Source organism: Paenibacillus lautus NBRC 15380 (assembly GCF_004000945.1).
Lineage (GTDB): Bacteria > Bacillota > Bacilli > Paenibacillales > Paenibacillaceae > Paenibacillus_AQ > Paenibacillus_AQ lautus.
On the sequence record NZ_BIMF01000003.1, the window covers coordinates 298,359 to 316,576 of the forward strand.

Below are 18,218 nucleotides of genomic sequence, written 5' to 3' on the forward strand. Positions count from 1 at the left end.
ATAATCGGATTTACTATTTTTCTGTCCCAGCCGTCTCGATTGGATAAAAACTCTCCACTGTATGTTTATTCAATAAACCCTTCATACTAATACAACGTTGTCATGGATTGGCGTGTCATAAACCATATGAAATGTGAGGAAATAACGATGTATATCAAAAAATATGCGATCACCCTGCTGTCAGGCTCCCTCTGCCTTTCTTATACCGTGCTTACAGATTGTCTGTTCGGGTTCCCATGGTATAACTTTATGATCAACTGGCAGTTTACTCTATTCTCCATCATAGAGAAGCTAACGGTTACGGTGCTGCTATGTCTCCTAATCCTTCCCGATTGTTATCGGGCATTCAAAAATAAAAAGCCCCGTGATTCAAACCAAAGTCCTGGAAACGCGGGACATGGTTCATGAACCGGAGCTAGATTCGGACTTTGCCTTTCCCTCAGAACTTACCCTGCGTATCAAACCGATCAGGACAAGCAGCAAGGGCACTGCGATTGAAAATATAGGGAGAACCATATATAGATGTTGGCTTCCTTTCATAAGATGCTCGCTATACGAGCGGGCGAGAATCATCGAATTACCGAGCATGATTAAAGCGAAAGGATAAATCAATTTTTGATAGGGAATGTTGAACAGCTCGGATGCAGAGATCAATGCAGCATAATAATACAGACTTATTTTGAAAAACACACCAATAATTAGAACCATCACGATCAGAATTTCCGTCCGCTCAATCAGCTCCGAAATATTGGCTTTTCCGACCATCGTCAGCAGTGGAAAAACCGAACGCTCCGTGATGTTGTCCCCAAGCACAGAAATGGTAACGGCAGAGGTTAGCGCCAGCATCATTCCGCTGAATAAAATAGCCAGATACCCTGCCTTAATCCCGCTCTTCTGCTGGCTCAGATGCGGAAGGAGGACCGTAGCAACGATCAACTCCCCAAACGGGAAATGCATATTTTTTTTCAATACAGATTCAATGATGGGTTGTATGCCGTTACCCAGAACAGGAAGCAAGCGATGGACTTCCACGATCGATGAAAATACGATAACCAGGGCGCTGAATACGCTGATCAGCAGAACAATCGCCAAGAAGATCAAAGCGGTACGCCCAAGCACCTCCAAACCTTGATGAAGCACAAAAGCAACGGTCATCACCATGATCAGATTGACAATGAGGAGGGGGGTCTCCTTAAGGGCTGCCGAAGCCATTACCAACAACCCTCCGTCCACGATATCTCTGGAGCCTGTATACAGATAAAACACGCAGTAGGATACCCCCACCAATCCCCCTAAATATTTCCCAAGCAATATTCGATAATAAACCGTCGGCAAATGATCAGGAAACATGGAGTATAAGTAAACATTCAGCGAATAAATCATCGTCCCGATTACCATGCCAATCAGCAGCCCAATCCACGAATCCTTACCAGCCTGCAGCCCCATGTTCACGACAAGTGTTGTTCCGAACTGAAACAGTACCAGCAACGAGAAGAACTGCAGCGGACTGATTTTCACCTTCACTTTTCAGCTCTCCTTTACTGGGTCTTCATGTTGTATTTAAAGGATCGATCTCTTGTCTGTGAGTTACGCACAACGGATTTCACATGATATTCCACTTCCAATTGCGGAAAGATAACATCCCATCGACCCTTCATCTTGTGCCAAGCTTCTGGTCTGGCGCGCTCTACCGTTTGGCCGAATTCCAGGATATCGCTGTTCGCTTCCTGACACTTTTTCACGGCTAATTTCAGAATGCGAGCCACCTCTTGGTTAGCGGCTGCTTCAATCGTTCTCATCGAATCCGGATTCCGCAGGTCGATGTCGCTCATCACTTCCCGGATCGAGTAGTTAAGTTCGACGAATATGTGGATAACAGGTTGAAGCGGATCTTTAAACTTCGCTTCCAGCCGGGTCTTCGATCGCATCACATCCAATGCAATTTCGCCCTGTCCATTTTCAAGTTTTATATTTAATGGCGTTGCTTGCATTTTGTTCTTGATCCACACGGTTCCCTTGCTCTCTTCCTTGGTCATCCAATCTTTAAGTTTGTCGCCCTTAAAAATAGCCAGATTGGAGATAACGCCCAGACCCGCGCTCTCCGAACTTTCAAGATTGGATTTCTTTACGGCTCGCTGCGCATCACCTTCGATGAAAACGCCGTTAATGACAGGCCCGCCACCAGGAACGAGCAGATCCCGAATGACATCATCCACCTCTACACTGAAGTTCTCGCTTAATTGTCTTGAGGTTAATTTAATCTTCTGTACAAGCGCGAAGGCCGTAATCTTTCCGATGGGCGTCAATACAGCAACCACGTCTTCCGCCCTTTGCCCTTCTGCGGCCACCAATATTTCGGTCGTCAATCGAATATCGGAATCGCGGTCCAAATAGTCGAATAGATCGATAATTCCGTTTCTGGCCACCTCGTCGGATATAACAATTAATCCCGTGTGGGCAAGCGAAATGATACGCGGTACTTTTCGAGACGTATTTCGCAGCGCTTCGATGATCGTTTTTCCGGATGCTCTGTATATGGATGTCGGTGTCGCTCCCCTGCCCGTTTTGCCGGATATTTCATCCGCAATGATGGTCTGGAAGGAAATCATATATTGCTGCTCTTCTTCCTTCCAGTCAATGCCGATACCGGCAACAATGGCCCGCTTATTCAATTCAGTCGCATCCCAGCAGCCCGTTATCGTACTTAGGCAGCAGCATAGGAGGACGATAACCAACCATCTGTATCTGAACATATCCCGGCCACACCCCTAACGTTATTTACGATTGGCCTCAGCGGCTGGAACAGCCGTATTTTGGTCCCCGGCACTACTGTTATCCCTCCCGGGATTCCGGTTGTGTAAACCGGATGTATTCCCAGCTTCCTGCGATGCAACTGCCCCCGAAGCACCTTTTTGTCGACTGCTGCCTGAATGAGATGCGGACAAGGCTTCCGCTTGGAGCGACTTGAAAGGCATACGGATGACAGCGTCTTTTTGATTCCGTAATCGGAAAGGGCTGATCGGCGATAAATAGGGAACGCCGAACGAACGGAGACTATTCATATGGGCAACCAGAATGATTAATCCCAGCGTCAGCCCGTAAAATCCAAACATGCCGGCCAGTATCATAAAAGCAAACCGTATTAAGCGTCCGGCGATAGACAGGTTATAGGCTGGTATGGCAAAGCTTGCAATACCGGTCAAAGCCACAACAATGACCATGGCTGGCGTAATCAGCCCGGCTTCAACGACTGCCTGTCCCAAAATCAAAGCACCGACAACCGAGACGGTCTGCCCGATGGCTCTAGGCATCCTCACCCCGGCCTCACGCAGAATCTCAAATACGATTTCCATCAGCATCGCTTCGACAAAGGCGGGAAACGGAACCCCTTCCCGTTGAGCAACCAAACTGATTAGCAATAAGGTTGGCACCATTTCGTAATGGAAGGTAGTTAGGGCTATATAAACCGATGGACCCAAGATCAATATAATAAAACTGAGATAGCGGACAATCCGCATCACAATCGCAATATCAAATCGCTGTGCATAATCTTCGGGTGATTGGAAGAAGTGAACAAATAAGGTTGGAAGGACCAGAACGAAGGGGGTACCATCAACCAGGACGATGATCCTTCCCTCCAGCAATTTACTGGCGGCATCGTCAGGACGCTCCGTGTTATAGATCGTGGGAAAAGGGGTTATCGTTTTGTCTTGTATAAATTCTTCAATATAAGCCGATTCCAGAATCCCTTCAATCTCAATAGCATTCAGCCGTTCTTTAATCTCCTGTACGATCCCGGGATCTGCTTTTCCCTTCACATACATAAGAGCTACGTGGGTGTGGGTTATGGATCCGATTTTCATGGTTTCCAGCCAGAGATCGGGGGATTTCATCCTCCGCCGGATCAGGGATATGTTGGTAGCGATGGACTCCACGAAGCTATCCTTGGGTCCGCGAACCACAAGCTGGGAGGTCGGCTCGGTAACGGATCTCCATTCTCCGCCCTGCGTCCCCGCCACGATGGCTTTCTCAGCACCTTCCAGCAGGATCACCGTATCCCCTGACAGAATGGCTAGCATGATATCATTCCATTCCGTCATCATTTTGGACTCGCCAATCGACAGCCCATCCTTCATGATCTTGTCCAGAAAGGCATCAGGCCCCTCATCCTTATATAAATCAGGGGTTAAACGCAGGAGAGAATCCATTACGAAATGGTTGATCATCTCTGGATCGCTGAGCCCGTTCAAGTATACAATGGCGCAGTTCTCCTCAGGTCCACCGCCCAGCTTCAAACGGCGGGTAACAATATCCGGGCTATCCCCGGATTCGGTCCGTATGCGATCGAGCAGTTCTTGTATATGGCCCGAAATCACGGATGACCCTGACTTCGAGGATACAGCCTGCTCCTCTGATTTCTTCGTGGGAACTGGACGGCGATTACGAGATCGGTAGCGTATCATGTCGGTTACCCCCATCCTTCAAAGATCAAGTTAACTCCATTATTTGCTTTACATTCCTTTTTCATGCGGAGATAAGAAAGAGGGATTGGGAAGCTGCAAGAAGAATTGTCTAACATTAAGATTACATACGCATAGGAGGACTGTATTTGAAACGATACATGTTGCCATTGATCATCCTGATTATGAGTTTGTTTTATATTTTCTTTATTCCATCCGAACCCTTGGTCATGAAACTGCTGTTCAAGCTCATTCCGATGTGGCTCATCATCCTGTTTGCCTATCGGCAATTCCCGCCCCATAGATCCTGGATTCACTATCTGCTGTTAACAGGACTGTTCTTCTGTATGATCGGTGACGGGACGCTCATCTGGTTTGTTGTCGGTCTTTCTGCCTTTCTGATCGGACATCTGTTCTATACGGCCGGCTTCTTGGGACAGTGGCGTTATTCAGGTCCTCGCCTTCTTAGCATCGTTCCGATTGCAGGCTATTCGGTTTGGATGGGCATCCAATTGGTGTCTTCTCTCAAGTCGAATGGAGAACAGGCTTTGATTATTCCTGTCATCGCTTATATCGCTGTCATTTCATTCATGCTCTGGACAGCCATCATGACCAAGAATCGATATGCGATGGTTGGAAGCCTGCTCTTTGTCATCTCGGACTCGATCTTGTCCTGGAACATGTTTGTTGCCGATATCCGCTTTTCGAACGTATGGATCATGACCACGTATTACGCAGCCCAGTTCCTGATTGCCAGCAGCATCTCGGCTTTTGATAGCCCTCAAGCAAAGGCCTTAGGAAGCTCGTCCTTGAATACATCTGCCTCCCCATAGAAGACGAAAAAAGGCTGAGTCCGGGTCCACCCGGGCTCAGCCCTGTCCAGCATATATAGTCCAATCACAGGACCTGACCATGTATCATTAACACATCAAACAAATCCGATAAGCTCTTAATCCCGCCAGTTCATGCGAACCTGCTTAATTCCCTCTACCTGCCACAATTGCTCGAACAATCCGTTAATTCCCTTGCTGTTAAAAGAATACACCCGGAATTCCATCGTCACCTTGGTCGAATCGTCTTCCGTCGTATCATTATTCACGATCATGCCTTCCACCGTCATATTTGCCTTTTGCAGCAATTCGGTAATGGTGCTCACATGAACCGGACGGTCTCCAGCCTCAATGATGATCTTCAAACTGCCTGACTTTTTGATAAAGAGAAATTTCGATTCCAATTTATTCAACACCAGCGTGCTGACCAGAACAATCGCTGTCGTTATGATCGCGGGCCAGTAAAAACCGGAGCCGACACTTAAACCGATAGCCGCTGCTACCCATAGGGTTGCCGCCGTGGTAAGACCTGAAATGATATGATTGGAACGCCGCAATATAGCCCCCGCACCAAGAAAACCGATACCGCTTACAACTTGTGCCGCCAGCCGGGCAGGATCAAACCTCGCATTGGGATGATTGATCAATGCAGAATCAAAACCGTAAATGGAAGTCAGCATAATCAGCGTTGATCCGACAGCCACCAAGAGATGGGTTTTTAAACCGGCCTGCTTGTTTCTGCGTTCCCGCTCCCAACCGATTAAACCGCCAAGCAATGCTGCGAACAGCAGCCGCATCAGCATGGTCTCCGTATCCAGTTGAAACACATCCATTCCCTAATCTCCACCCATCTTTGTCATGTAAGGCAGCTCTTCGCTATACCATATGTTCATCCTGCCAGCGCCACAGCTCTTTGCTGGAAGTGGATATGCCGATTACACCGCTCTTTAAAGCCGTATCAAAATCCTCCAAATCGATCATGAGTCCTCCTGCGATGACGGGCACGTCCACCTCTGCACGAATCCGTTCCATGATCCGCTGACACACCATGCCCGGCAGCACTTCAATAGCATCCGGATTAGAGGCCTTAATCATCTTGATCCCGTTGTCCAGGGAAACGGAATCGAATACAAACAGACGCTGAACCGTTAACAAGCCCAGTTTCTTCGCTTCTACAATCGCCGTGTTTTTTGTCGTGACAATACCGTCAATGCCAACCTTTTCAGCTAAATACTTAACCCCCGTTTTGTCTTTACCGATCCCCTCGATCAGATCAAAATGCACAAACGAGAGCTTGCCCGCCTCCCGAATCTGCTCGACGATCGATTCGATGATAAAAATATCGGTCTTAAGAATAAACACGATATTCGATTCGGTCGCTAATACAGCAGGAAGTTCCTCGGCATTCATTAATGAAGTAATAATGGGCTTACGCTTCAAGCAATACGAAATTCGTTGTGCACCTTCAACACTGGTTTTCATATTTTCACCTCGTTGCCGCAGCAACATCTCCAATTCTCCCGTTGCCCCGGCATATTTTTGTAAATCATCATGACTTTGCTTCGTCTGCCTGCTTCACGGCAGTACCGCTGAGATAAATATCGTAGACCGAATTCAACACATAGGTGGGCTTCACGCTGCTGTCCATCAGATCGTCCCTGCTCGATACCCCGGTCAGCACCATTGCCGTACTCATCCCTGCCTGATTTCCCATCTTGATATCCGTCTCCAGTCGATCCCCTGACATCAGACAATCTTCCGCCTTCACTCCCAAAATATCAAGAGCCGTCAGTGCCGTCAAGACGGAGGGCTTACCCATGACGGTCGTAATTGTGATGCCGGCAGTGCCTTCGATGGCACCGATCATGCCGCCGCAATCCGGGACATCGCCGCCAGGCATCGGACATGTTCGATCCGGGTGGGTGGCAATCACTTCGGCGCCCCGTTTAATCGCCTGATAGGCAAAATCCAGATGACGGTAGTGAAAATCCCGATCCCACGACACAACCACAACGTCGGTTTCCTCCGGCGATGATGCAAATCGTATTCCATTGTCCAACAGCTCGTTCTTCAATATTTCCTCACCAATGACATACACATTTGCGCCGGGATGATGTTTCTGAAGATAATGAATCGTAACGAGCGCAGGATTCAATATATGATTCAGTTCCACTTGAATGCCAAGCTTCCTTAATTTCTTCAAATAGTTTTCCCTGGAATCTATCGTTTTGTTGGTCAAAAACAATAGCTTCTTATTCAGTCCCTGCAAATAATGAATGGTCTCCACCGCACCATCAATGGCCTCAGCCCCAAGATAGATCGTACCGTCCAAATCAAAAATATACCCTGAATAATGATCCATATTTCGTTCTCCTCTGCATGTTCAATCTGTATTTTCGCCCGTAAACGTAAATTGGACATGTTCTGGTCAGATCAGTTCTGTTGGACCCACAGTCCCCATCCGTAAAGTATACATATGACGGTGTCATGTCCTTTAGTCCTTTGGACAAGCAGTTCCACGCGGATACAAAAAAATGAGAAGCACTTTGCATTGAAAAAGCCTTCATCCATGACAAATGAAAGATTCTCGTTATGCAAAGGGCTTCTCATCATCTCTGCCCAGCTCTATAACTTTATATGGTTATACTACATCCACATTTTACATTTGACAAGATGATCCTCATAAATAAAATCCCTATCGATTCATCGCCGACATGGCGGTGGATTGCCCGGCTTCCTCGTCGGAGCGCGATTCTGTTACGCCTTCCCGATCCGGCGAATCCGTAAACCGTTCCATCCTGATGCCTTCCGCCATACCCCATGCCAACTGCAATTGATCCTGCAGCAGCTCCCACTGCCTGTCGACTTCCACATGATTCCATTCTAAATATTCTCGCATAAGCCTCATCACGGGTGCTATGATTCGCTCGGTTTTTTGCCGGTCAAATAATATCCAGCCTGTTCTTCTTAACAGAAAATCCACTGCGGTCATCGTCATCTCATAGTCGATGGAATACTCGATTTCCGCACGTAACAATCGAGACTCGATCGTATCTGCTTCCTGCGAAGAAGTGCCGATCCGGTTCATCAGTTCCATCGTATTGGAGCCGTACCTGTTCATGAGGTTCACTATATCTTTAGGCCTGATGCCGAGGGATTCACCCTGCTTAATTAACTTCTTCCGAACCTCTTCATAGGTTAGGCCGTTCAGGTCGCCTCCGCTGATGGGAACCCGATCCGTCGTACAAGGAGGATAGATGGTGCCATCAGCGTCTTGAAGCTGTCTGGCTGCAAGGTTCACCACCTTTTCGGCCATTTTCCGGAATCCGGTCAGCTTTTCGCCTGCAATCGTGATCAACCCGGAATCGGATATAAACATCTCATCTTTTCTCGATATTTCCGAAGGACCTTTTCCTTCCTCGCGGACGAGTGGCCGTAAGCCCGACCATCCGGATTCGATATCGTCCGGCTTCAGCCTTGCTTCCGGAAAAGCATGATTCACCGCATCGATAAGATACCGCCGATCCTCCTCGGTAATACCGGGCGTCTCAATCGCCCCCTCATACACGGTATCGGTCGTTCCGATGTAGGTCTTGCCCTCTCTTGGAATGACAAAAATCATTCTGCCACCCGGCACATCGAAATAAGCAGCCTGCCGTATCGGAAGCTTGGCATGATCCACCACCAGGTGAACGCCTTTTGTTAAGAGCAGCCGCTTTCCCTTGAGCGAGTTATCCTTGAGTCTGATCTGATCCACCCATGGCCCGGCGGCATTGATGATTTTTTTGGCGCATATCGTATAGGTCTTACCACTCACTTGGTCTTCTACGTGAGCCCCTACTACTTTTCCTCCCCGATACATGAATTCCTGGACTTTGGCGTAATTCGCGATGAGCGCTCCCTTGGCTCGAGCGGACTTCATCACTTCAACCGTTAATCGCGCATCATCGGTTCGGTATTCATAATAATAACCGGAACCTTTCAATCCCTCCTTTCGAAAGAGCGGTTCAAGGGTTAGGGTACTCTCACGCCGGAACATCTTCCGCCGTTCACTGCGTTTGACCCCCGCCAGCCAATCGTACAGATACAACCCGATCGCGCTGGCAAGATATCCATACGTGCCTTTTTTATAAATTGGGAGCAGCATGGGAATGGGCTCCACCAGATGCGGAGCGCTCCGGTGAAGCAGTGCCCGTTCAGAACCCACTTCACGTACTAAGCCGATCTCTCCTTGCTTCAGATACCGAAGACCGCCATGAATCAGCTTCGTTGATCTGCTGCTTGTTCCCGAAGCAAAGTCATTCATTTCCACCAATCCGACGCTCATCCCTCTGCAGCTGGCGTCCCAAGCAATTCCCGCACCCGTGATACCGCCGCCAATCACCAGCACATCCAGCTTTTTTGCCGACATGCCCTGCAAATATTGGGTCCGCATCTTGGCGGATAAGCTTGTGTCCACCTGACATTCTCCCCTCTGAATTTAAAATAAAGAACCTATTTCATAATAAGAAAAAGAACCGCTTCTGCTAGGAATGCATACCAAATACAGCACGCATTTAAGCAAAAGGGTTCTCCGTTATCTCCGCCACTTTATGCAATAAATATGATTATTCATTATAGGTTGCTTTTATACTTATGTCTACAAGGAGCCTATTCAGAACCGTTAAAGCCGATTCTCACTTTTTCCGTAAAGCCGATGGAGCCATGCTTTTATATTTCTTGAAGGTTCGGCTGAAATAATAAATATCATTAAACCCGGTTGCAGCCGCGATTTCGGATACCGTAAGCGGACTTTCACGAAGGAGATAATCCGCCCGGTTGAGCCTCGTCTCATTCACATACTCCGTCACGGTCCGGCCGCTGATCTCCTTGAACAGCCGGCTGAAATGAAAGCGGCTGAGACCGGCCATGCCGGATAGGAGTTCCACCGACAAATCCTCCCGGTAATGCTCCTCGATATACTTGAATATCGGGGCAAACCGCTCCACATTCTTCATCCGCTCGACGTATTCATCCAGTGTAAGAACCGTCGCTACATAACCTCGTACAAGCAGCGTAAGCAGCCGATACAGCTCGGATTTGACGGCCAGCTCATACCCGAATTCACGCTGTTCCAGCTCATGAATGATGGACAGCATGGAGGCTAGCGCATCGTCCCCGCTAATTCGGTTCTCGAAGATCAGCCGGTTCTGGGTGATCGGCGTGATGAATTTCATCTCGGTTGCATCCAGCGAATGGCTCTGAAGCAGCGAAAAGTCCGCGATTAACGCATAATAAAACAAATGATCCGACAGGCTAAGGCCATAATGCAGCTCATTCCGGTTAATGACGATCATATCGCCTTCCTTGACCGTGAAGGTGGACGAGCCGCACTCCAGACTCGCTTCCCCTGATACGATATATAGAATTTCAAGATGTTCATGCCAATGGTGGTTAAACAAAACCTGTCCCCGGCCATCAAACTCGCAACGATGAACCTTAATCGGAAACTGAGGATCCGGCATCGTCATCGGTTCTCGCAGTGTTTTGTCCAATGTTCTGATCTCCTTCCAGTAAGACAGCACAATTGTACAAACAAACAGCACGGTTTATCATGGTGTCTTCCTCTAAAAGCATTATAATACGAAAGTGTAATGCAGTAAATTCAGAGGAGTGAACTCATGAAATCTATTAATGTTGGCGTCATTGGCACGGGATCGATCTCTGCTATGCATCTGCAATCCTATCAGAAACATGCGAACGCGAATTTGCTCGCCGTGTGCGATTTAAATGAAGAAAGAGCACAGCGTGCAGCTGAAAAATACGGTGCTACCAAAGTGTACACCGATTATAATGAACTTCTGGCTGATCCGGAAATCGATGCAGTAAGCATCTGTACCTGGAACAATACGCATGCCGAAATCAGTATTGCGGCACTGAATGCGGGCAAACACGTCCTGGTTGAGAAACCTCTCTGCCGTACCGTTGAGGAAGCGCTTCAAGTACAGGAAGCCGTTAAATCCTCCGGCAAGCTGCTTCAGGTCGGCTTTGTAAGACGTTATGACCCTAATGCTCAGATGCTCCGCGAGTTTGCAGACAAGGGTGAATTCGGGGACATCTATTTCGCGAAGGCTTCCTCCGTTCGTCGTCTTGGCAATCCTGGCGGCTGGTTCTCAGACATTGAGCGTTCCGGCGGCGGACCTCTTATCGATATCGGCGTGCATGTCATTGATCTGTGCTGGTACATGATGGGTCGCCCCAAACCGGTTTCTGTCAGCGCCAATACATATCGGAAGCTGGGCAATCGCTCTAACGTCCGCAACCTCTCCTTCTACAAAGCGGCTGACTATGACGCTGAGAAGAACACGGTTGAGGATATGGCGAATGCGATGATCCGTTTTGAGAACGGTGCCTCTTTACTGGTGGACGTCAGCTTCACACTGCATTCGAAGGAAAATCTGCAATCCGTTAAATTGTATGGAGACAAGGGCGGATTCGAGATTGATCCTGAAGTGGTCATCGTAACGGAGAAGCACGATACCATCATCAACATCCAGCCTCAAACGGACAACAAAGGATTCGATTTTGACGCGGCTTTCCAAAGCGAAGTCAATCATTTCATTTCCAGCATCGAGAACGGCACGTCACCTCTCAGCCCGGTAGAAGACGGCGTTGAGATCATGAAGATTCTGTGCGGGATCTATGAATCCGCCGAAAAAGGGGTTGAAGTTCTCTTATGAAACTAGGAATAAGCTCGTACAGCCTGTACCAGGCCATGAACAAAGGCGAAATGACCATTACCGATGTCATCGACTACGTTGCGGAAATCGGCGGAGAGCATATCGAGATCGTTCCGCTCGGCTTTAACCTGAAGGAAACACCGGAGTTGATCGATACGATTAAATCCCATGCCGCATCCAAAGGACTTGAAATCTCCAACTATGCCATCGGCGCTAATTTTGCGGAATTGGATGACGCTGCTTATGAAGCGGAGATTGAACGAGTTAAAGGCGAAGTGGACATTGCAGCTGCGCTTGGCGTCAAGCTGATGCGCCATGACGTAGGCTCTTCCAAGGACTTGTCCATCACGCATTTCCTGGAGGAGCTTCCCCGTTTGGCCAATGCATGCCGTATCATAGCCGATTACGCGGCAGAACGCGGCATTACCACAAGCGTGGAGAACCATGGCTATTTCATTCAGCATAGCGACCGCGTAAAAGCGCTGGTTCAGACCGTTAATCACCCTAACTTCAAAACAACCCTGGACATCGGGAACTTCCTCTGTGCAGATGAGGTGTCCACCGTGGCTGTCAAGAACAACATCGGCTTGGCTTCGATGGTTCACTTCAAAGACTTCTATTATCGCCCGGCTCACCGCGCACCTGGATCCGGTTGGTTTAACACCTCCAGCGGCAACTGGCTGCGTGGCGCGATTGTCGGCCAAGGCGATATCGATATGCCGGAAGTCGTTCGCATCGTGAAGGAATCCGGATATGACGGCTACATCTCGATTGAATTCGAGGGGCTGGAAGATTGCCGGACGGGAGCTAAGTTTGGATTGGAATATCTCCGTAAAGCCTGGAACGAAGCTTAAAGCAGACGGCTTATGGATGACACAAGGATGATATAAGGGGGATATTAGGATGTCGAAGCCTATCATGCCTAACAAAATTGGCGTTATTGTTGACAGCTTTCGGGTTGGAGTAAGAGATGGTCTTCTTAAAGCAAGGGATGTCGGTGCAGACGGCGTTCAGATCTATGCCGTTCACGGCGAAATGGATCCGGCCAACCTCTCTGCTTCGGCCCGAAAAGAACTGAAGGATTACATCGATTCACTGGGACTTGAAATCTCCGCCCTCGTTGGTGACCTTGGCGGACACGGCTTCCAGGACCCTGCTGAAAATGCGGCTAAAATCGAGAAATCCAAGCGAATCATGGAGCTCGGCTTGGAGCTGGGAACCAATATCATCACCACGCATATCGGCATCGTGCCGCAAGATCACAACAGCCGCGTATACGAAACGATGCACAAAGCTTGCCTGGAGCTTAGCACGTTCGCGAAGTCCATGAACGCATTCTTTGCCATCGAGACAGGTCCGGAGCCTTCGGCTCATTTGAAATCATTCCTGGACGGTCTGGGTTCCAACGGTGTATCCGTTAACTTTGATCCAGCCAATATGGTCATGGTCACTGGGGACGATCCGGTACAGGGTGTGTACAACCTGAAGGATTATATCGTTCATACGCACGCGAAGGACGGAATCAAGCTGGTTGATTACATCGACCCTCGTGATGTATACGGCGATTTCGGATACGAGGCACCTGCCCTTGACCATGACAAAATTGCCGATATGGCGGAATCCGGCGAGAAGTTCCGTGAGGTACCGCTTGGAGAAGGCGGCGTTAACTGGAATGCTTACCTTCAAGCTCTCAAGGATATTGGCTATACGGGGTATCTGACGATCGAACGTGAAGTGAAAGCCAATCCGGAAGCGGATATCAAGCTCGCTGTTGACTTCTTGAAAACATTCAGAGCTTAGCATTCACACAATCATTCAGAGTTCTTGCTGCAGGATGTCAAGGCTATTGCTTGATACGCAGCCGTGACTCATTAACGAAACAAGGCCAATCAGGCTATTCCCTGATTGGCCTTGTTTATATTGGTTTTACTCTAAAGTAAGTAAAATTAAGAGACCACCTGTTTCCCCGATACGGTCTCCAAAGCGCCGTTCGCTCTCGCGGAACGAATCTCGGCTTCAATAATTTCTAGCGATCCGGCAGCGCTTTCTGGCGTACATACCGTTACCGGCTCTCCTTGTGCAACATGCTCAATGAAATACCGGAGTTCACGGTAATAGCCGGAATCCCCGGACAGCTCAGCCGTAAAGCCTGGAGCGTCTTCAGGATACACCGTCAGTTCATTATTCTCGAACACCAGCGTAGCCTCCTCGAAATTCACCCGGTATCCCATATAAAAACCGTGTTCGCCGTGCAGTGTCCAATCCGCATGTGCGTTAATCACTTTGCCATCCGGGAAACTGTAGTGGGTGGATACGATATCGTACGAGCTTCCTTTAATCATCGTTTTGGCGAATGTTGATACCCGCTCCGGTTTGCCCATCAGCCAATGGATCATATCCACGTCATGCACATGCATGTCCGTGATACAGCCACCGCTCTTGTCTCCTTCCAGGAACCAGCCTTGAGGCGGCTCCGATCCCCGGAAGAATTCGCCTGCAACGATGCTTCCATAACGGCCGTCCTCCACGCATTCTTTTAAATATTCATAGGCTGGCCAAAAACGCAGGCATTGTCCGATCATGAGCGTTTTTCCTGCGCGCTCGGCTGTTTTCACCATGCGCCAGGCTTCCTCGGAGCTGCCTGCGACAGGTTTCTCGCACATGACGTGAATGCCCCGCTCCAACAGCATGCAGGACATGTCCGCATGCAAATAAGTCGGCAGGCATACATCCACAATATCCAGCTCTTCATGCTCCAGCATTTTGTCCACATGGTCATAAAGATGATAGGGCTCCAGGTCGTATACATCCCGTTCGGTCGCCATATTGCCGTTGGCTTTACTGTCCTTAAGCTCATCGATACGCAGGTCGCAAATCGCCACCAGCTGGATGGCCGCACCCTCTTCGGCTAGTCGAACATAATTGTCAAAATGCATGCGGCCCATGAACCCAAATCCCAATATTCCGATTTTCAGCATCCTTATTCCCTCCGTATCCCTTATTATGATTGGCCTTGATGCTCGCGTGCATCTGGCTTGCGCAAAGATGGCGTGCGTCCAAGAATCGCATCCATTGCATTGGATGTATTAAATATAATTTGCTCCGAATAGTGGGTATACGCCGGGATCATCTCTGCCGTAACATAGTTGTCATAACCGATCAAACGCAGCGCTTCAACGACGGCCGGATAATTAACGTCCCCTGCCAACAGATCGACAAAACCGTGCAGTCCGCCTGCCTGTCTGCGGTAATCTTTGAAATGGACTTTTTTGATCCGCTCACCCAAAATCCGAATCCAGTGCTCCGGATAACCGTTATTCACAACATTGCCTACGTCGAAATAGGAGCCGACATATTCGGAACCGATCTCATCGATGAAGGTCCGCAATTCCAGTGGTGACAGCAGGAATTTATTCCATACATTCTCGATCGCGATGGCAACGCCGGCGCTTTCAGCGTAAGGAACCAGCTTGCGAATGGATTCTTGAGCCCGCTCGTAGGCATATTCGTAATCGATGACGGCTGAACCAGGAACAAAATCGACCCCGACCGCCCCTGGGATCACAAGTATGGCATCCACTCCGAAAGCAGACGCAAGTTCCAGCTGCTTCTTGCAAATATCCATGGCCTTCTCACGGACAGCCGGATCATCACTTGTCATCGGATATTCCCAATACAAACCTGTCGCCAAACCCGCGATATCCAGGTCCGCTTCTTTCAGCTGTGCCGTTATGGCCTGTACTTCTTTATCGCCAGCTTGAAGCCCGAGCTCCCCTGTTTGGTTTAGTGACAATTCGATTCCTTCAAACCCGGCTTCTTTGGCCAATCGGATGCAGTCGGAGATGGAAGCATCTCCCGGGAACGACCAGATATTAATCCCTTTCTTCATCGTAAATCCCTCCTAAAATCAATAGGTTGATGTTGTAACACTCGTTTTCTGAAACGCATCATTTGACTTTTTCCGTCAAGTTGTAAATAAACCATTTGGATGTAATAATACTTATATAATAAATAAATATTCCGCCAAATGATTTAGATAGAAAAGTGATTATTTGGACAATTCCGTTCTATTTACCATCTCTTAATAACATTTTGGAGTGAGCATACGATGGCCGATATGGACCTCGATTTTCCGATACAACGCGAAGCGCCCTTTCGCGAATGGTCACCCTGCATTCACTATGCGCAGTTTCAACGCATGGCGACGGGATCACTCCCGCAGCGCAGGTTATACGATTTTGAGCTGCTCTATGTATACCAAGGGGAAGCCGCTACAACGATGTACGGGAACCGCTATCGCATCGAGGCCGGTCAGCTGATTTTTCTGCCGTCCGGTGTTTACCATCAGAATGAGGTGGTTTCCCATCCTGACGCGCGGTTTCTGGGGATTCATTTTGATTTCTTTGATGAGCTGGACATACAGACCGAAGCGGATATGATCGTGAATGAAGCCGTGCTGGATACGGATAAATTCGCGCATGAAGCGGTGTCCTCCGCATTTCCCCCACTCTCTTCCCGTGTCATCTACACGCCACCATTGCCATGCGTTCAGATGATGGAACGAATCGTGGAGGAATTCACCCTGCGTCCCGCCGGCTATGAGCTTGCCTGCAAAGGGCTGATGCTGGATGTGCTGGTGCAACTGCTTCGGACGCATCCTTCCCAGGCCTTGACGGAAACGTCACCGCACGATGCCAAACTGATTGAACTGATGTCTCAAATCGAAAAAACTCCAGCCAAAGACTGGAGCAACAAAGTGATTGCGGAGCATTTGATGTTAAGCCCGGATCATACCGCCAAATTGTTTAAACGCTTTGCCGGGATGCCGCCAAGTGAATTCGTGCAATCCGTTCGTCACCGGGAAGCACGTCGGCTTCTCCGGGAATCCGACATCTCGATCGAGGCGGTTGGCGAAGGGGTCGGATACCCGGATATTCATTATTTTAGCCGAATCTTCCGCAGACTGGAGGGGATTACCGCTACCGATTACCGCAAACTCTCAAGAATTCTGTAAGGTGGGCAGACCATGGTCAGCACTTGCGTGCGTTCTAAGCCAGCGATCCATTCGATCGAGTGCTTCGCTCAATTGATCGGACGAAGTTGCATACGAGCAGCGAATAAAGCCTTCGCCCCCGGCGCCAAACACATGACCGGGTACAACTGCGACCTTTGCCTCCCGAAGCAATCGCTCCGCAAACTGCTGCGAGCCCAGACCCGTTCCGGTTATGCTGGGGAACGCGTAGAAAGCACCTTGAGGATTGCGGCAGCTTAGGCCGATATCGGACAGACCTTGCACAAACATCCTTCTGCGTTCATCATAAGCCCGCTTCATTACGTCCCGATCCCCGAGTCCATTCCTTAAACATTCGAGAGCCGCAATCTGCCCCATGATGGGTGCACAGAGTGCAGTATATTGATGAATCTTGACCATAGCGCTCACCAGTTGGGAATCGCCGCAGAGGTATCCGACCCGCCAGCCCGTCATGGCAAAAGCTTTGGAAAATCCGCCGATGACGATGGTGCGCTCCCGCATTCGAGGCAGCGAAGCAATGCTGGTATGCGTGCGGCCATAGGTAAGTTCGGCATACATCTCGTCTGAGATCACCACCAAATTGTGCGTAATCGCAAGGCGTGCAATCGGAAACCAATCCTCATAGGTCATAACGGCGCCTGTCGGATTGCTCGGAAAGTTAACAACGATCGCTTTCGTCCGGGGTGTAATCACCTTCTGCAGCGCGTCCGCAGTCAATTTGAAGTCATGCTCTGCGGAGAGCTCCAGTTCGACGACAGTTCCTCCGTTCAATTGCACAAGAGGAGCATACGCCACATATCCCGGCACGGGAATAATAATTTCATCCCCCGGCGAGATGAGCGCCCGCAGCGTAAGGTCAATCGCTTCGCTGCCGCCAACCGTGACCAGTATCTCGCTCGTCGGATCATATTGCAGCTGGAATCCGGCAACCAGATATTCCGCAATCCCTTCCCTTAGCTCCGTTAGCCCTTCATTCGGCGTATACATCGTGCGGCCATGCTCCAGAGCTCGTTTGCAAGCCTCAATCGCACACGAGGGCGTCACAAAATCCGGTTCACCCACGCCGAGAGAAATGACGTCACCATCCGCTTCCGCAGCATTAAAAAATTGCCGGATGCCGGAAGGCGGCATGACTTGCACCGTTGATGTTAGAAAGCTGCTCGTTGTATTCATATGC

17 protein-coding genes are annotated in these 18,218 nt (G+C 49.2%); 6 read left to right on the forward strand and 11 right to left on the reverse strand.

What is annotated here, in order from left to right; translation table 11 throughout:
• Window positions 1-147 precede the first annotated feature (147 nt).
• The gene (locus PLA01S_RS33210; RefSeq protein ID WP_503826090.1) at window positions 148-408 is read left to right on the forward strand and encodes a YczF family membrane protein; all 261 of its coding nucleotides are present in this window, start codon (window positions 148-150) and stop codon (window positions 406-408) included.
• Here PLA01S_RS33210 and PLA01S_RS08525 read toward each other — a convergent pair.
• The 3 genes from PLA01S_RS08525 to PLA01S_RS08535 are packed head-to-tail and all read right to left on the reverse strand — an operon-like array spanning window position 403 to window position 4,463.
• Window positions 403-1,524, reverse strand: a complete 1,122-nt coding sequence (locus PLA01S_RS08525) for a GerAB/ArcD/ProY family transporter (RefSeq protein ID WP_127591586.1) — start codon at window positions 1,522-1,524, stop codon at window positions 403-405. The two genes, PLA01S_RS33210 and PLA01S_RS08525, sit on opposite strands and share 6 nt — an antisense overlap.
• A gap of 14 nt (window positions 1,525-1,538) precedes the next feature.
• On the reverse strand, window positions 1,539-2,753 hold the full coding sequence (locus tag PLA01S_RS08530; protein ID WP_127591588.1) for a Ger(x)C family spore germination protein: 1,215 nt from the start codon (window positions 2,751-2,753) through the stop codon (window positions 1,539-1,541).
• Window positions 2,754-2,774: 21 nt separating this feature from the next.
• Window positions 2,775-4,463: a spore germination protein gene (locus PLA01S_RS08535; protein WP_127591590.1), complete on the reverse strand. Its 1,689-nt coding sequence runs from the start codon at window positions 4,461-4,463 to the stop codon at window positions 2,775-2,777.
• A gap of 146 nt (window positions 4,464-4,609) precedes the next feature.
• On the opposite strand from PLA01S_RS08535, the gene PLA01S_RS08540 reads away from it, so the two are divergent.
• The gene (locus PLA01S_RS08540) at window positions 4,610-5,293 is read left to right on the forward strand and encodes a lysoplasmalogenase (protein WP_127591592.1); all 684 of its coding nucleotides are present in this window, start codon (window positions 4,610-4,612) and stop codon (window positions 5,291-5,293) included.
• Between the two features lie 116 nt (window positions 5,294-5,409).
• On the opposite strand, the gene PLA01S_RS08545 is transcribed toward PLA01S_RS08540, so the two are convergent.
• The 5 genes from PLA01S_RS08545 to PLA01S_RS08565 all read right to left on the reverse strand — a co-directional run bounded on the left by PLA01S_RS08545 (window position 5,410) and on the right by PLA01S_RS08565 (window position 10,824).
• Complete coding sequence (locus tag PLA01S_RS08545) at window positions 5,410-6,123, reverse strand: MgtC/SapB family protein (RefSeq protein ID WP_100538530.1); 714 nt, start codon at window positions 6,121-6,123, stop codon at window positions 5,410-5,412.
• A 43-nt stretch (window positions 6,124-6,166) separates the two neighbouring features.
• Window positions 6,167-6,772, reverse strand: a complete 606-nt coding sequence (locus tag PLA01S_RS08550; protein WP_100539487.1) for a glycerol-3-phosphate responsive antiterminator — start codon at window positions 6,770-6,772, stop codon at window positions 6,167-6,169.
• A 67-nt stretch (window positions 6,773-6,839) separates the two neighbouring features.
• Entirely contained in the window at window positions 6,840-7,652 is an 813-nt protein-coding gene (locus tag PLA01S_RS08555; RefSeq protein ID WP_127591594.1) for an HAD-IIA family hydrolase, read from the reverse strand.
• A 333-nt stretch (window positions 7,653-7,985) separates the two neighbouring features.
• Window positions 7,986-9,749: a glycerol-3-phosphate dehydrogenase/oxidase gene (locus tag PLA01S_RS08560; RefSeq protein WP_127591596.1), complete on the reverse strand. Its 1,764-nt coding sequence runs from the start codon at window positions 9,747-9,749 to the stop codon at window positions 7,986-7,988.
• Between the two features lie 217 nt (window positions 9,750-9,966).
• Entirely contained in the window at window positions 9,967-10,824 is an 858-nt protein-coding gene (locus PLA01S_RS08565; protein WP_127591598.1) for an AraC family transcriptional regulator, read from the reverse strand.
• A gap of 126 nt (window positions 10,825-10,950) precedes the next feature.
• Between PLA01S_RS08565 and PLA01S_RS08570 the strand changes: the two genes are divergently transcribed.
• Genes PLA01S_RS08570 through PLA01S_RS08580 form a run of 3 tightly spaced genes read left to right on the forward strand, consistent with a single transcriptional unit; the run spans window position 10,951 to window position 13,809 of the window.
• On the forward strand, window positions 10,951-12,009 hold the full coding sequence (locus tag PLA01S_RS08570) for a Gfo/Idh/MocA family protein (RefSeq protein ID WP_100538534.1): 1,059 nt from the start codon (window positions 10,951-10,953) through the stop codon (window positions 12,007-12,009).
• On the forward strand, window positions 12,006-12,863 hold the full coding sequence (locus PLA01S_RS08575) for a sugar phosphate isomerase/epimerase family protein (protein WP_100538535.1): 858 nt from the start codon (window positions 12,006-12,008) through the stop codon (window positions 12,861-12,863). The genes PLA01S_RS08570 and PLA01S_RS08575 overlap by 4 nt, the downstream gene beginning before the upstream one ends.
• Before the next feature lie 49 nt (window positions 12,864-12,912).
• Window positions 12,913-13,809 (forward strand): sugar phosphate isomerase/epimerase family protein, encoded by an 897-nt coding sequence (locus PLA01S_RS08580; protein WP_127591600.1) that lies wholly within the window; start codon window positions 12,913-12,915, stop codon window positions 13,807-13,809.
• A gap of 146 nt (window positions 13,810-13,955) precedes the next feature.
• Here the strand turns inward: PLA01S_RS08580 and PLA01S_RS08585 are convergent, their stop codons facing one another.
• The gene (locus tag PLA01S_RS08585) at window positions 13,956-14,987 is read right to left on the reverse strand and encodes a Gfo/Idh/MocA family protein (RefSeq protein ID WP_127591602.1); all 1,032 of its coding nucleotides are present in this window, start codon (window positions 14,985-14,987) and stop codon (window positions 13,956-13,958) included.
• A gap of 23 nt (window positions 14,988-15,010) precedes the next feature.
• Window positions 15,011-15,898 (reverse strand): sugar phosphate isomerase/epimerase family protein, encoded by an 888-nt coding sequence (locus PLA01S_RS08590; protein WP_127591604.1) that lies wholly within the window; start codon window positions 15,896-15,898, stop codon window positions 15,011-15,013.
• Between the two features lie 219 nt (window positions 15,899-16,117).
• Here PLA01S_RS08590 and PLA01S_RS08595 point away from each other — a divergent pair, with 219 nt between their 5' ends.
• Window positions 16,118-17,023, forward strand: a complete 906-nt coding sequence (locus PLA01S_RS08595) for a helix-turn-helix transcriptional regulator (RefSeq protein ID WP_127591607.1) — start codon at window positions 16,118-16,120, stop codon at window positions 17,021-17,023.
• Here the strand turns inward: PLA01S_RS08595 and PLA01S_RS08600 are convergent.
• Window positions 17,009-18,214 (reverse strand): aminotransferase class I/II-fold pyridoxal phosphate-dependent enzyme, encoded by a 1,206-nt coding sequence (locus PLA01S_RS08600; RefSeq protein WP_127591609.1) that lies wholly within the window; start codon window positions 18,212-18,214, stop codon window positions 17,009-17,011. The two genes, PLA01S_RS08595 and PLA01S_RS08600, sit on opposite strands and share 15 nt — an antisense overlap.
• Window positions 18,215-18,218 lie beyond the last annotated feature (4 nt).